The organism is Alienimonas chondri (assembly GCF_013036045.1).
GTDB classification, from domain to species: domain Bacteria; phylum Planctomycetota; class Planctomycetia; order Planctomycetales; family Planctomycetaceae; genus Alienimonas; species Alienimonas chondri.
This window is the reverse complement of record NZ_WTPX01000122.1, coordinates 1-14,791: the sequence shown is the minus strand read 5'-3', so window position 1 is coordinate 14,791 and position 14,791 is coordinate 1. Positions and strand designations below refer to the sequence as shown.

Annotated in this window: 13 protein-coding genes; 12 read left to right on the top strand and 1 reads right to left on the bottom strand. The window is 67.0% G+C overall.

What is annotated here, in order from left to right:
• Nucleotides 1–407 precede the first annotated feature (407 nt).
• The 12 genes from LzC2_RS16015 to LzC2_RS15960 all read left to right on the top strand — a co-directional run bounded on the left by LzC2_RS16015 (nucleotide 408) and on the right by LzC2_RS15960 (nucleotide 13,034).
• Nucleotides 408–2,501: a hypothetical protein gene (locus LzC2_RS16015; RefSeq protein WP_171188834.1), complete on the top strand. Its 2,094-nt coding sequence runs from the start codon at nucleotides 408–410 to the stop codon at nucleotides 2,499–2,501.
• A gap of 165 nt (nucleotides 2,502–2,666) precedes the next feature.
• Entirely contained in the window at nucleotides 2,667–3,929 is a 1,263-nt protein-coding gene (locus LzC2_RS16010; protein ID WP_171188832.1) for a Gfo/Idh/MocA family protein, read from the top strand.
• 152 nt (nucleotides 3,930–4,081) lie between these two features.
• Entirely contained in the window at nucleotides 4,082–5,398 is a 1,317-nt protein-coding gene (locus LzC2_RS16005) for a PQQ-binding-like beta-propeller repeat protein (protein ID WP_171188830.1), read from the top strand.
• The gene (locus tag LzC2_RS16000) at nucleotides 5,388–5,786 is read left to right on the top strand and encodes a hypothetical protein (protein ID WP_171188828.1); all 399 of its coding nucleotides are present in this window, start codon (nucleotides 5,388–5,390) and stop codon (nucleotides 5,784–5,786) included. Before LzC2_RS16005 ends, LzC2_RS16000 begins: the two co-directional genes overlap by 11 nt.
• A gap of 56 nt (nucleotides 5,787–5,842) precedes the next feature.
• Complete coding sequence (locus tag LzC2_RS15995) at nucleotides 5,843–6,259, top strand: hypothetical protein (protein WP_171188826.1); 417 nt, start codon at nucleotides 5,843–5,845, stop codon at nucleotides 6,257–6,259.
• Between the two features lie 4 nt (nucleotides 6,260–6,263).
• A complete protein-coding gene (locus LzC2_RS15990; RefSeq protein ID WP_171188825.1) occupies nucleotides 6,264–6,638 on the top strand; it encodes a hypothetical protein in 375 nt (124 codons plus the stop codon).
• 54 nt (nucleotides 6,639–6,692) lie between these two features.
• Nucleotides 6,693–7,208 carry a hypothetical protein gene (locus LzC2_RS15985; protein ID WP_171188823.1) on the top strand — a complete coding sequence of 172 codons (516 nt, stop codon included), beginning with the start codon at nucleotides 6,693–6,695 and terminating at the stop codon, nucleotides 7,206–7,208.
• Nucleotides 7,209–7,273: 65 nt separating this feature from the next.
• Nucleotides 7,274–9,382 carry an ATP-dependent DNA helicase RecG gene (gene recG / locus LzC2_RS15980; protein WP_171188821.1) on the top strand — a complete coding sequence of 703 codons (2,109 nt, stop codon included), beginning with the start codon at nucleotides 7,274–7,276 and terminating at the stop codon, nucleotides 9,380–9,382.
• Complete coding sequence (locus tag LzC2_RS15975) at nucleotides 9,379–10,068, top strand: hypothetical protein (RefSeq protein ID WP_171188820.1); 690 nt, start codon at nucleotides 9,379–9,381, stop codon at nucleotides 10,066–10,068. Before recG ends, LzC2_RS15975 begins: the two co-directional genes overlap by 4 nt.
• Nucleotides 10,069–10,105: 37 nt before the next feature.
• Nucleotides 10,106–10,969: a hypothetical protein gene (locus tag LzC2_RS15970; protein WP_171188818.1), complete on the top strand. Its 864-nt coding sequence runs from the start codon at nucleotides 10,106–10,108 to the stop codon at nucleotides 10,967–10,969.
• A gap of 87 nt (nucleotides 10,970–11,056) precedes the next feature.
• The gene (locus LzC2_RS15965; RefSeq protein ID WP_171188816.1) at nucleotides 11,057–11,494 is read left to right on the top strand and encodes a hypothetical protein; all 438 of its coding nucleotides are present in this window, start codon (nucleotides 11,057–11,059) and stop codon (nucleotides 11,492–11,494) included.
• Nucleotides 11,495–11,576: 82 nt separating this feature from the next.
• A complete protein-coding gene (locus LzC2_RS15960) occupies nucleotides 11,577–13,034 on the top strand; it encodes a sulfatase (RefSeq protein ID WP_171188814.1) in 1,458 nt (485 codons plus the stop codon).
• 4 nt (nucleotides 13,035–13,038) lie between these two features.
• Here the strand turns inward: LzC2_RS15960 and LzC2_RS15955 are convergent, their stop codons facing one another.
• Nucleotides 13,039–14,541: a sulfatase family protein gene (locus LzC2_RS15955; RefSeq protein WP_171188812.1), complete on the bottom strand. Its 1,503-nt coding sequence runs from the start codon at nucleotides 14,539–14,541 to the stop codon at nucleotides 13,039–13,041.
• Nucleotides 14,542–14,791: the final 250 nt, after the last annotated feature.

Below are 14,791 nucleotides of genomic sequence, written 5' to 3'. Positions count from 1 at the left end.
GGGCGGGGCAGGTGCGGCAGACTGTCGAGTCGGTCGTCGGGAACGACCGGCCGGCCGGCCGCTTGGGGCGGCGGGACGGTCGGCGGATCGGGGAAACCCGGTCCGCGGCCCGTCGGGGGGCATGCGGTGCTAGCACATTGCTTCGCCCCCCAACAAGACCGTCGTTCGCGACCCCCGCGACCTCGACTCCGCACCCTTCCGCACGCTCGACCCCGCGGAGTCGAACCCGCGACGTCGTGCCTCCGTCCACTGTTCTCCAGCCCCGGATCGACCGGATGTCCACTTCGCCCCCCGCCGTTCGCACGCTTGGCGGACGCCCTCGCACCGGTGTCCGAAACGAATCTTCCCGCGATGAAGCCTGTCGCGGGACGCGAACGGGATCGTCCGGCTCCGCGCCCCGCCCCCGTTTGGCTCGGGGAACCGAGGGAGACGAGAGCGACGCGGACCCGATCGGATCGCCCGTCGATGATCCATGGGAAGCGGTCGCCATTGCGGCGGTGAGGACGGCGCTCCGTGCGGTGCGGGCCGCGGACGACGGCTGGGCCGCGAAGCTTGCTAACGTCGCCGCCGATCCGGGCGTGCGGGAGGCGCTGGGCGAACTAGCCGACGCCGCCCGTCACGCCGCCTGGCCGGACGGGGCGGAGCCGAATGTCGTGGGGGAAGAGGACGCGGTCAGCGGATCGGAGGACCCCTCGGCGAGTTCGCCTCCGTCCGCGGAGGCACGTTCGACGCCTCGATCGTCGCAGTCCTCGCGTCCGGCCACCCCGTCGATCGCCTCGCCCCCGGCCGCTTCGTCGCCCCCCGCCTCGTCGTCCGCCGCTTCGGAGCCGTCGTTCGTTCAGGCGGAGGCCGCTCCGGGAACGACGGCGACGCTGGGGGAGATTCGGGAGCGACTCACGCTGGGCGCGGACGCGAGCGCCTCCGGGGCCGACTCGGCGGTCGATCTGACCGGCGCCGCGGGATTGGAAGGGGCGTCCACGCTGCAATCGGAGGATGTCCGCGGACTGTGCCGGGTGCCGGACCGCTGCCGGACGAAGGCGCAGGCGCTGCGGTGGGCGGCGGATCGGCTCGTCGCGGGGGCGGAAACCGGTCCGCTGCGGGCGCGTCGGGAGGAGTTGGAAGCGATCGCCGACCCCGGAGAGGCGCTCTGGCCGCTGCTGGAACCGGCGCCGCCCGGCGCCGCCCCGGCGGACTACGAACGAACGGCGGCGGTGTTCGAGGTGCTGGCGGACGCCGCCGTGCTGTTGGACTCGGCGTTGGAACGCTATCTGAGCGCCGCGGGCGACGAAGCGTGTTCCCCGTATCGAAGCGAGGAACTGGAGCGTCTGAAGGCGGCGTTGGACCTGACGGCGGAGGCGCAATCGATGGCGCTGATCGCCGTGCGCAACCTGCGGGAGAAGCCGGACCGGGATCAGGTGGCGGTCTATAAAACGATCCGGGATATCTCCGACGCCCGCACCGGGATCGCGTATTTCATCCGCAACTATCTGCGGGAGGGCAGTCACGCCGACCCGACCGATCATGGAGACCTCGCTTCGCGGATCGGCGGCGCCTCCGCCGCCCGCAGCCGGGGGAAAGCGGAGCGGGAAGCGTTCAAGAAGTTCGCCCATGCCGCCGCCAAAACTGCGGAGCACGCCGACGACGAGGAACCCGACCGGTTCGACTATCACGCCGATCGGTTGGCGAAGTTCGCGCATCGCCTGTTGGGCTTGGGCGTCCCGCCCAGCGACGTGCGGTTTCGGGAGTCCGTCCCCGAAGACCCCGCCGCGCTTCGTGCCGCGATGCAACGTCTCGTCGAGGCCGAACAAAGCCCCCCCGAACCGGCCGACGACGCGGCCGGTAACGACGCGGCCGGCGACGACGCGCCGGGCGAAGATGTCACCGGCGAAGGGGCGGCAAACCAAAAGTCGGCGAACGACGAAGGCCGGGGCGAATCCGTCGCCACGGCTCGGGCGGCGGCGCTGGGGCGGATCCTCGATTATCTCCCCGATCCCGCTGCCGCGACGGGGGACGATCCGGGAGAGAACGAGGAGGAGGACGCCCCCGCGACCTCCCAATACGCGGACAGCGTCGACGCCGCGCTGTCTCGGGCCGCGGAGGAATACCCGCAGGCGCTGGCGTTCGCGTTCAATTCCAAAAGCGTGCGCGAAGGCTATCCCTACCGGCACCCGGATCGGGTGTATCTGGGGCTGAAGTTCCTCGCCACCACCCTGCGGGACGCCCTCGCCGGCCGGGAGCCGTGTGCGGATCTCGACGAAGAATGTCTGCGGCAGTGCGGGCTGCATTACAGCCCGAATCAATCCGCCAGCACGATGGGCCAGTTCCCCGAAGATTATCGAACCGTCTGGGGCGGTGAGGAAGTCCCGCTGACCCGGCATCTGCGCGGCGGAAATAACAAGGATCCGCGGCTCTCCGTTCGGCTGGCGTTTCATTACGACCGGGCGGCGGACACCGTCGTCATCGGCTATCTCGGTCAACACCAGCGGACCCGGTCCACCTGATCGCTCTCGCTGCGGGGCGTTTTACGGGGGGCGGGGCGGCCTGCGTCAGACAGAAAGGTGCGTGCGGTTCCGACGGTCGTTAGGGTGGACCGTTCGGGCCCGGCGCAATGCCCCCCGAGAGCGCTCAACAGTCCGACACCAGATCTCCCGCCACCGGCATTCCTCATGTCCGATCGTCGTACGTTTCTGTCCACCGCCGCCGCCGCCGGAGCGGCCCTCGGCGTCACTCCGCTGGCCGGCGCCCACGTCCAGGAGGGCGGGCCGGTCAAGATTGGATTAGTGGGCTGCGGCGGTCGCGGCACCGGCGCCGCCGCCCAGGCGCTGCGTGCGGAGCCGAACGCGACGCTCGTCGGCGTCGCCGATCCGTTTCAGGATAAGGTCGATCGCTGCCTCAAAGGGCTGGCCGTCTCCGACGTCGCCGATCGCGTGAAGGTGACCGAGGACGCGACGTTCGTCGGGCTGGACGGCTATAAAAAGCTGATCGCGATGAAGCCGGACGTGATCCTGCTCGCCACGCCGACCTACTATCGGCCGGAGCACCTCGAAGCCTGCGTCGACGCCGGGATTCATACCTTCTTCGAGAAGCCCGCCGCCGTGGACGCCCCGGGCGTTCGCCGCGTGCTCGCCACGATCAAAAAGGCGAAGGAAAACAACGTCGGCCTGTTGGGCGGCCTGTGCTGGCGCTACGACCCGCGGATGGCCGACCTGGTCGATCGCGTTCAGAACGGCCAGATCGGCGACCTGATCAACCTCGATTCCATCCGCCACAGCGGCTACGAGCGGACCCTCGCCAAGCGGGACGAGTGGAGCGATACGGAGTGGAAGCTCCGCAGTTGGTACAACCTCATCTGGCTGTCCGGCGACTTCATCGTGGAGCAGTTCGTCCACGACCTGGACATGCTCTGCTGGATGAAGGGCGAATATCCCAAGGAGGTCGTCGCGACCGGCGGACGCATCAACCGCGTCGGCGAGAACAACGGGAATATCTACGACCACTTCGCCTGCAATTATACCTTCGCCGACGGCGTGCAGATGCACGCCACGACGCGTCAGCAGCCCGGCGCCCCGGCGAACCCGTATCGCAACCTCGCCCACGGTACGAAGGGCACGGCGAACCTGATGAAGTTCCAGATCACCGGAGAGAATAAGTTCTGGAACCGGGAGAGCGTCACCCAGATGCACCAGGCCGAACACAACGTCTTCTTCGAAGCCCTCCGCAAGGGCGAGACGCCGAACGACGTGGAATATATGGCCCTCTCCACCCTCTGCGGCATCATGGGGCGCGAGGCCGCCTACACCGGCGAAAACCTCAGTTGGGATCAGATGCTCACCAGCACCAAGCAGTGGGGGCCGGACACGGTCTTCAGCATGGATCAAGAGTTGGAAGTCGGCGAAATCCCGGTCCCCGGCAAGTCGAAGTTCTCCTGAACCGTCGCCAGACGAAGGCGGAATGATCGCGACCCGGGCGCCTCCAGCGTCCGGGTCGCATTCGTTTCCACCGATGCGGCTCGGCCGAATCCACGGTCAGACGGCGCGGGCCGGCTATGCTACCGCTCCCGTCCCGCTTTCGGATCGCCCTCATGTCCGGTTCTCTGCTGCCGTTCGCCGTACTGCTGCTCGCCGCCGACCCGGCGGTCCTCGACGAAGGCCGCGGCGGCTGGGACCAGTGGCGCGGCCCCACCCGCGACGGTCGAACCGCCGTCACGCTGCCGACCTCGCTGGACGAGGCGACGTTGAAGGAAGCCTGGCGGGTCGAGTTGGGAGCGAGTTATTCCGGCCCGGTCGTCGGCCCGGCGCCGGCGGACGAGAACGGGAACCGCGGCTCGCGGGTTTATACGACGGAGACGATCGGCAACACGTACGAGTCCGCCAAAGCGTTCGACGCCGCCACCGGCGAATTATTATGGGAGGCGAAGTGGAAGGGCGCCCTCAGCGTGCCGTTCTTCGCCAAAGCCAACGGCGATTGGATTCGCAGCACCCCGGCGCTGAGCGTAGACGAGAACGGCGACGGCCTGCTGTACGTCGCCGGGATGCGGGACGTGCTCGTCGCCCTCGACGCGGCCACCGGCGAGGAGGCGTGGCGGATCGACTTCGCCGCGCTCGCCGGCTCGGACCCGGAGGCCTTCGGCCACGTCGCCAGTCCGTTGGTCTTTGAGGGGGCGGTCTACGCCCACACGATCGCCGGCTTCAGCAAGTTGAACGCCGACTCCGGCGAGGTCGAATGGACCGTGCTGGGCGACGAAAATAACTCGATGAGCGGCGGAGCGTTCTCTTCGCCCTTCGTCACAAAAATCGCCGGCGTCGCTCAGATCCTCGTGCAGGCCCGCACCAAGCTGTGCGGCGTGAACCCGAAGGACGGGACGATTCTGTGGGAGCAGCCCGTCGAAGCCTTCCGCGGCATGAACGTGCTCACCCCCACGGTCGTCCCTGTTCAGGACGACGAGAAGGCCGTGCGCCTGCTGACCAGCACCTACGGCGGCGGGACGTTCCTGTATGAAGTCCGGCGAACCTCCGAGAGCGGAACCGCCGACGATTGGGCCGTCTCCACCGTCTGGCAGAACAGCCGGCAGGGCTATATGAGCAGCCCGGTCGTGATCGACGGCTTCGCCTTTCAGCATCTGAAGAACGACCGCGTCGTCTGTTATGATTTGAAGACCGGCGAAGCGGCGTGGACCAGCACGCCGTTCGGCGGATATTGGTCGATGATCACCGACGGCGAAAAGATCCTCGCCCTCGACGCGGACGGCGATCTACTGCTGCTCGCCGCCGATGCGACGGAATTGAAAACGCTCAGCGAACGCCATGTGACCGACGCCACCAGTTGGGCGCACGTCGCCGTCGCCCCGGGCCGCATTTACGTGCGAGCGTTGGACGCCTTGATCGCTTATGACTTCTGAACGCGCCGATCCGCCCTCCGACGTGGTTCCGTCGCAGGATGATCTCCCGTCGTCGCTTTGGACGCGTCCCTGGGTGTGGACGATCGCGATCCCGATCTGCGTCGCATGCGGAAACTTCGCCCTGCTGGCGCTGCTCACGCATCCCGATTCCCTGCTTCGCTCGCGCACGGCGGAGACGCTGTTGCGGTCGCTGCGGTTTCTCGGCAACGAAGGCTTGCTGTCGGCGCTGGCGGCCCCGGGGGTGTTGATCGGATTCGCGTTTCTCGCCCGACGGGCTTTGCGATTCGGTCGCGGATGGACCGAGGCGATTGTCTATGTTCCGATTGCGTTCGGGGCGGCGTTCCTGCTGCTACTCGGCGTGCTGGAACTGACGAAAGCGATTTTCTAAGAAGCGCCGGCGCCCGGCGGTCGTCGTCGGCCGCGAGCGCTCGTTACCGTCGCGTCATGGCCGACCCGCCCCCCGCCGACGCCGAACAGATCGCCCCGCCGGCTGAACGTCGGTCCGTCTGGCCCGGCGGGCCGGCGCTGTGGTTGTGGGCGGCGCCGGTCATCGGGACGTGCGGGAACTTCGGATTGCTGCTCGTCCTCTCCTTTCACGAATCGCCGTTTCTTGGACGCGAGTTAGACCAGTTTCTGGGCCGCCTGCACACCGCCCTCGGCGGAGGGCTGTTGGGGGACGCGGCGATTATGGCGGGGATCACGCTGCCCGCGTCGCTGCCCGGCTTCGCCTATACGCTGCGAAGGGACGGGACGAGTGGGCGTGGTTGGCGGAATGCGAGCCTCTACGGGATGATCGCGTGGGCCGCGTGCACGGTCGGCGGCGTGGCGCTGCTCAACGTCGTCCGGCACTGGCCGCTTTAATGCCATGACAGACGACCCGTTCCACGATCCGCTAATTCCTGAACCCGCCGGGTGGCGGCCGTGGGTCTGGCTGGGGGCGGTTCCACTTGCGGCGACGGTGGCGAACTTCGGTCTCTTGCTGGCCTGCGACGCTTTCCGAATCGACCCGATCTGGATGACGGTGAACGATCTGTACAACGCCTGCGGACGAGGCGTGTGGGCGGACATGGTGATCATGTCGTTCTGCTCCGTGCCGGCCACGGGGATCGGCTGCGTGTGGCTGCTCCGACGCGGCGGCCCGCGGGCGTGGCGGAACGTGGGGCTGTATGCCCTGCTGGGAGGGGCATGGCTCCTGGGATGTGCCGTGGCGACGGTCACAACCTTCCGAGCGGCGCTCTGACCGTCGGACAGCTCTTTCCCCGTCGAACGTCTGCGGGCGCTTTAGGATGCAGGTATGGCTGATGCTCCGCACTTTGCCGACGACCTTCTGCACGACGATCCGCAAGACGACGATCTCCTCGCCGACGTCCGCCCGCAGTGGTGGGGAACGACGCCGGCCGTCACGCCGCGGCCTTGGTGGGCGGGGTGGCGGCCGCGTCGCCGCGATTGGACGATGATTCTCGAACCGAACCATTTCGATCCCGTCGGGCCGTGGCGGCGGGCGGCGGTTTGGCTGCTGTGCGTCCCGCTGCTGGCGTTCATCGGCAGCTTTCTGCTGCTGGTCGTCTGTATGAACCTCCGCATCGAGCCGGTGTGGTCGCTGATGAACTGGTGGGAACGCACGTTCTGGGATTGGGCGTTGCTCGTCCCCTGCGCGGTCCCCGCCGCGGCGGCGGGGTGCCTCTGGCTGCTCCGCCGTGGCCGATGGACCCGGCCGGCGAAGCGGGCGGCGCTGGCGTATGCGGTCGTCGTCGCGTGGCTGTACATCTGCGGGGCGGCGACGATCTCCGTTCTCGCAGAGATGTTCTGACGACGACCGCGAACCCGGGGCGGAGGGACGCCGAAATCGCCTCTCCGGCTTAGGATGGACCCGTGATGGCCGACCCCGAACACCTCGCCGACGACCCGCTCGACACCCCCGTGCAGTTCGTCCGCGGGTGCGGCCCGCGGCGGGCGGCGCTGCTGGCCAAGTTGGAGATTCACACCGTCCGCGACCTGCTGTTCCTGCTGCCGCGGGACGTGCTCGATCTCTCCGTCGCCGCCGACGTGGAGCAACTCGACGATCAGACGATTCACACCGTCCGCGGCGTCGTGGTCGATACCGACGCCCGCCCCACCCGCAACGGCCGCACGCTGGTCAAATCGGTCATTGAGACGTCGTCCGGCATGGTTCGGGCCAGCTTCTTCAATCAACCGTGGATGCGCAAAAAACTGCCCGAGGGACAGCGGGTTCTCGTCACCGGCAAGCCGAAGCGATACGACGGCGCTTGGGAATTTTCGTCTCCGCAGGTGCAGTTGTTAGAGGGCGAACCCGGCGAAGCGGTGGGCGGGATCGAGCCTCGCTACGCCCTCACCGAGGGCGTCAATCAGCGCGGCCTGAACATGCTGGCGACGCGGGCGGTGGAGGGGTTCGGCCACTATATCTGCGACCCGCTGCCCAAAGCGTTCCGCGACAAGCATGGACTGCCGCATTTGAAAGAAGCCGCGGCGAACCTGCACGCGGCGGAGACGCTGGCGGACTTCAACGCCGCCCGGGATCGGGTGCTGTTCGATGATTTATTTGAGTTTCAACTCGGCGTCGCCCTGCGGCGCCGGATGTGGCGAGCCGGCGGAACCGCGGACCCGCTGCCGGTCTCGGCGAAGATCGACGCCCGCATCCGCCGGTTGTTCCCCTTCGAGTTCACCGCCGGCCAGAACGACGCTGTCAAAGAGATCGCCGCCGACCTCGCCAGCGAGGTCGCCATGCACCGCCTGTTGCAGGCCGACGTGGGCGCCGGCAAGACGGTCGTCGCCTTATACGCCATGCTGACCGCCGTCGCCCACGGCCGGCAGGCGGTGTTGATGGCCCCGACGGAGGTGCTCGCCAACCAACACTGGGCCACCGTGCAGCATGCGTTGGCTCACAGCCGAGTCGAACGGCGGTTATTGACGGGGCGGCTGACCGCGAAGAAACGCAAGGACTTGCGCGCCCGCATCAAAAGCGGGGCCGTGCAACTGATTATCGGCACGCAGGCGTTGATTCAAAAGGGCGTGGAGATCCCCCGATTAGGCGTCGCGGTGGTGGACGAACAGCACAAGTTCGGCGTCGCCCAACGGGCCGCCTTCAGCGCCGGCGACCGCGACCCGCACGTGCTGGTGATGACCGCCACGCCCATCCCCCGCAGCCTCGCCCTCACGCAGTTCGGCGATCTGGACGTCACCACCGTCCGCGATCTCCCCCCCGGCCGGCAGCCCGTCGTCACCAGCCGCGTGCCCGGCCCGAAGGCCCGCCAGAAGACCTGGCATTTTATTCGGGAAAAGCTCGACGAGGGCCGCCAATGCTACGTCATCTGCCCGAAAGTCGGCGACGTTTCGGAAGCAGACGTGGAGAGCGACGAACTCTCCGCCTCCGTCGAAGCGACCTTCAAAGAACTGACCGAAGGAGAATTACAGGGCTACGCCGTCGGTTTGGTGCACGGCCGGATGGAGGCGGACAAGAAGGAGGCGGCGATGGAAGCGTTCAAAACCGGCGAGACGCGGGTGCTGGTCAGCACGACCGTGGTCGAGGTTGGCGTAGACGTGCCGAACGCGACGTTGATGGTGATTCAGAAGGCGGAGAGCTTCGGCCTGAGCCAATTGCACCAACTCCGCGGCCGCGTCGCGCGGGGATCGCGACGCGGATATTGCTTCCTCTACACCGACCAGACCAGCGCGACCGCCGCGGAGCGCCTGGGCGTGCTCGAACGCACCACCGACGGCTTTGAAATCGCCGAGGCCGATTTCGCGCAACGCGGTCCCGGCCACGTGCTCGGCACCCGTCAAAGCGGCAAGAGCGCCCTCCGCGTCGCCGACCCGCAGCGCGACCGCGACCTGTTAGAAGAGGCCCGCCGCAAAGCGTTCCACCTCGTCGACACCGGCATGTTCGACCAGCCGGAATGGGCGATGGTGAAGGCGGAGGTGCTCGACCGCTTCGGCGAAGTGCTGGAACTGGCCAAGACGGGATGAGCGAATTATCGAGCGAGCCGTTCCCGCCGTTTCGTCCTTCGGCCCGGCCGGATGCCGTCGAGAGGGCCGAAGCGGTCCGACGCAGCGGAGAGCGGAACGCTCGGCCGCTCGGCTGGCTGGCCATCGCCACAGCGGCGGGATTATTCGTCGCCGCCGTCGTCCTGCCGACCGGGGACGGGCGAACGGGGGCGATCGTGATGTGCTTCAATACACTGCTGTTTCTCCTGCCGGCGTGGGCGTTCGCGGCTTGGGAACGCCGCGCGACCGGCCGACCGGCTCAGTTCTTTCTGATCGAACCGAACGCCCGCTTTCAGCGGGAATTTGAACGCATCCTGAAAGGTCGGCCGCGAATGAGCGACGCCGCATATCACGAGGCGTTCTTCGCCGGAACCGACCTGCCGCCCGACTGGCCGGCGCGGGCGCTTCGGTCGATCGAGATCGGTTTAGGCTTGGACAACCGAGAATTGAATGCCCTGCACCCCCGGGACGAGCTTGTTTATATTGATCTGGAAGTGGACTGGGCGGACGTTCTATTTCGACTGAAACGAGAGTTCGACCTGTCGCGTTCATTGATGAGTTTGGACGGTTGGGACCGCACGTTCGACGGCTTGTTAAGGTTGTTGTCCGAGTCGAACGCGGAGTCTGAGCGGCGGAACGAACTGTCCCCCGGCGGACCGTTGATGTAGGTTTCCGGCAGGAGTATTCCCCGCCCGGACGGCTGCCATGTTCCTCGCTGCATTCTTCCTGCTCGCCCCCGCGGACGACCTGCCCGCGGACGATGCGGAGGCCGCCGCCATCGTGCTGGCCCGCTGGGCGGAGGCGACCCGTGACGTGACCGCGGTGCGAGCGACCTACCGCGGGTTCGAGTACGACAGCACGTTCCACACGGTGAAACTCACCGAGGGTGAGTTCCACCATGACCCCACGGCCGGCACGCTGGCGACGATCCGTCCGCGATCCGAGAAGAAGCATTATGAAAGCGGCGGAATCGTGCACAAGCCGATTCCGGGAGACGCGAGCCGCTGGTTCTGGGATGCGACGGACGGAACGCTTCTCGCCGTCGATGACGTTCGGCAGGAATTTACACACGGTTCGACGGGGCAGTTTCCGTTGATGGGATGGGCGGCCGATCGCTCCCCGGATCGGTATTTCCCTTTCGCCCCGGGACGCCCCTTCGGTCCCCGGAGGCAGGACTGGAAGTTCTCTGTGGCGTCGCGGCAAGTGGACGATGTGTTCCTGTCAGCGGTTCCGCTACGAACCGAAGACGCGATTCAGATGAGCCGAGCACTACTGCAATTCCGTCGATCGGATGGGACGTTGCGGGCGGTGAAGTTGTTTTCTCCTAGCCGAGACGGGGCGACGATGTTTTTATTTGACGTCGTCGACTTCAACCCCGGTCCGCCGCCGCGGCCGACGCTGGAAGGCTACAGAGACCTGATCGCTGATCCTGAACCGCCGGTCGCCGCCGCCGAGCCTGACGCCTGGGACGCTCTCAGCAAGTTCGATCCACCCGGCCAAGGCGATCCACCCGGCGAGAGCGGGATGCGATGGCTGTTCCTTTTAAAGTGGCAGCTGCTTCTGCTCTGAACGATATGGAGCCGGACGCGGTGAGAACGGTGCGGGAGTTCGTGGCACTGGACCGCCTCAGCTAGGTCGGACTCGAAATCGAAAAAGGTGACGTTGCAGCGTGCCGGTCTCGTGGACTACACGCGCGGCATGCACGCCGCCCGCTTCGCGACCCGCTTCTATTTCGTCGCCGCGACGCTGATCGTCGCGATCTGCCTGTGCACCTGGGCGAGCGGCTGTGCGCGGCATGTGTTGAAAGAAAGCGACGGCGGCGTGATCGCGATTAGCGGACCCGGCGGGCGGAAGAAGGCGGAGAAACTGATGGCCGAGCGCTTCCCCGAGGGCTATGACATCGTCCGCGAGGAGGAGGTCGTGGTCGGCCAGCGGATCGACTATCAGGAAGAGACCAAACCGCTGGGCGTGCATCTGGCCGCCGGCGAAGATCACGGCGTACATGTGAACCTCGGCGGCGAAACCCGCGGCACCGAGACCGTCACCGACAAGACCGAGTATCGCATTTATTACCGTCGCCGCGGCGCCGAATAGAGCAGCAGTCCGGAGCCGCGTGAACGGCGACTGACGTCTGCGTACGCTGGGGCAGTTCCGTTCCCGCTCGCCCGGTTCTCGCATGCCCGTTCTTGCACGTCACGGCGCCCTCGCGGCGCTTTGGTTTCTGATCGTCGCAACGCCCTTGGCCGGGGCCGCGGAACGGCCGAACGTTCTGTTGATTTATATCGACGATCTGCGGCCGCAGACGGCGGATTACGGTCACGAGCAGATGGTGACGCCGAACTTCTCCCGGTTCGCAGCGAACGGCGTGCGGTTTGAGAACGCCTACTGTCAGGTGCCCACCTGCGGCGCCAGCCGGGCCAGCCTGATGACCGGGCTGTACCCCACGCGGGAGCGGTTCCCGGACTTCCTCACCTGGGCGGAGAACGACGCCCCGAACGCAAAGACGCTGCCGCAACGGTTCCGCGAGGCGGGTTACACGACCGTCAGCAACGGCAAAGTGTTTCATCATAAGAACGACACCGCCGCCCGCAGTTGGTCCGAAGCGCCGTGGCGCCCGGAGATCGGAGGCCGCACCTTCTATAACGACGCCACCGCGGAGTGGATGAAGACGAACCAGGAAACCCGCAAATTGCCCGGCGGCAAGGTCGTCAAGAAGGTGCCGATGTGGGAGGCCGGCGAGGTCGACCCGCTCGATACCAGCGACGGCAAGATCGCCGCCAAAACGATGGCGGATCTTGAACGCTTTGCAAAGAACGACAAGCCGTTCTTCATCGCCTGCGGCTTCGCCAAGCCGCATATGCCGTTCTTCTCCCCGGAGGACACGTACAAGACCTATCCCCTCAAACAGATCGCATTGGCGGAGCATCGCCGGATGCCGCAACCGCAGCCGGCCGGGTTGCGAGGCGTGCGTGAGCAAAACGCTTACGTCCCGATGACGCCCGACTTCTCCCGCGAGGTGACCTATAACACCGACGAATATCATCGCCGGATGCGGCAGGGGTATTACGCCTCGGTGTCGCATGCGGACGACCTGCTCGGCCGGGTGATGGACAAGCTGGAAGCGACCGGGCTGGCGGAGAACACGGTCGTCGTGATCCTCGGCGATCACGGCTGGCTGCTGGGCGAACACGACCAGTGGGCCAAGAACACGCTGCTGCACGACGCCCTGCGGACCGCCCTCTGGATGAGCGGCCCCGGCGTTCCCCAAGGCGCCGCGGTCCCGAGTTACGTCGAATTCGTCGACCTCCATCCCACCCTCTGCGAGCTGGCCGACATCGCGATCGCCGCCGGGGAGGTGCACGGCGAGAGCTTCGTGGCGACGCTAAAAGATCCGAACGCCCCGCACCGCGATCACGCCTACACGCGATTCAAACCGGGCGATTCGATCACGTCCGCGGACTATCAGTACGTCCGCTATCGCGACCCGCGCGGCAGGAAGTCTGCGTTATTGATCGACCGGAAGAACGATCCGCTGGGCATGACGAACCACGCCGGCGAGCCGGCTTACGCCGAGATCGAAGCCGACCTCAGCGCAAAGCTGGACGCAAAGATCGCAAAAGCGACGGCGAAGTAGGCCTCTAATTGCGGCCGGGGACGGACTTCGCTTTGGGCCGCTTGCCGCCGCCGCGGTTCTGGTGGGCGCGGGCGTTTCGTTCCGTCTCCATTCCTTCGTCGCCCTGCTGGGCCATCCAGGCGTCGAGGGCCGCGGAGAGCTCCATACGTTCCGCATCCTGCCGATGGGCCGGGGAGACGAACTGGGCGAGGTTCACCAGTTCGTACGGGTCGCTGTCGAGGTCATAGAACTCCTCGGCCGGTCGCCGTTCAATTCGCTGCACCAACGCCTTCGCTCGCTGGTCGCCGTCGGAGGCGAGAGCTTTCCACGATTGAAACGCTGCGCTCTTCTGCGTCCCGCCGATGCTGAACTCGTTTCCGGGGGCGAGGTTGCGAATATATTTGAACCGTCGGCCGACCGCGGAGCGGATCGGGAAGGGCGCCGTCGCTCCGTTAATGCCGACGTTCGTATGCTCCGCAAAGACGAACTCGCGATGTTCCGTCGCGTCGCCGGTCAGGACGGGCAGCAGGCTGCGGCCGTCCATCGGCACGTTCCCCTCAGCGTCCGGGCAGCCGGGATCGACCGCGGCGGGGTCCAGCCCGGCGATCTCTAGCAAGGTGGGGGTGACGTCGATGTAAGATGCCAGCGCGTCGGTGGTCGCGCCCGCGGCGACGCGGCCGGGCCAGCGGACCAGCGCCGCGGCCCGCACGCCGGTTTCCCAACAGGTCCACTTGCCGGCGCCGGGCATCTGGCCGCCCTGCTCGCTGAGGAAGATCACGACGGTGTTCTCCGCCGCGCCGGTCTCGTCCAGCGCCTTTAAGAGATCGCCGACTTCGCCGTCCAATGCGGAGATCTCCGCATGATATTGAACCAACGACTCGCGGGTCTCCGGCGTGTCGAGCATCGTGGGCGGAACGGTGACGTCGTCCGCGTTCCATCGCGACGCATCTCCGCGGTTCCAGGGGACGTGCGGCTCGTGCGAGGCGTAGACCAGCAGCCACGGTTCGTCCTGTTCTTTCGCTGACGACAGGAACGCCCGTGTTTTCGCCGGCGCCCCGTCGGGCACGTTGCCGAGACGTTCATAGGGGAAGCTCGCCCGCGGGGCGACGTGCTCCTTCCCCTGCAACGCGACTCGATAGCCGACCTCTTTCAGATGCGTAAACAGGCTCCGCGTGCCTTGCTCGACCCGGGTGTGGTTCGGATAGGCCCCGCTGCGAATCGGACCCAGGCCGGTATATAAGGCGTGCCTCGTGGGCGAACAGCAGGACGCCGGGGAGTACATCCGCGTGAACCGCAGGCTCTGCGTCGCCAGCCGGTCGAGGTGCGGCGTCTTCGCGTCCGGGCTGCCGGTGAACCCGAAGTCCGACCAGGTGGCGTCGTCGGCCAGGATCACGAGGAAGTTCGGCCGGTCGTCGGCCGATGCGGTCGCGGCGCCGGCGAGCAGCAGGTACGCGCAGGCCAGCCGGATCGCCGACCGCGCGAGCGATGCCGCGACGGGGAAATCGAAACCAAAGGCGGACGGGGGCATGGCGAGCGGCTCGTGGAGGGAGCCGTCACCTTACCCGATGCCCTGCTCAAGCAGCCCGTCCAGCCTCACAGCCCGTCGAGTCTCACAGCCCGTCGAGCGAAGCTCGGCCGGAGAGCGGGGCGTCCTCTAAACTTGTGCGGCCCGTGGAGGGGCTGGTCTCTTCGGCGCCTCCGCCGTCGCCGTCCGGGTCGGTCGGGGCGTCGCCGGTCGCCGGGGGGGCGAGCGGACCGGCCGGCGTCCCGATCGGCGG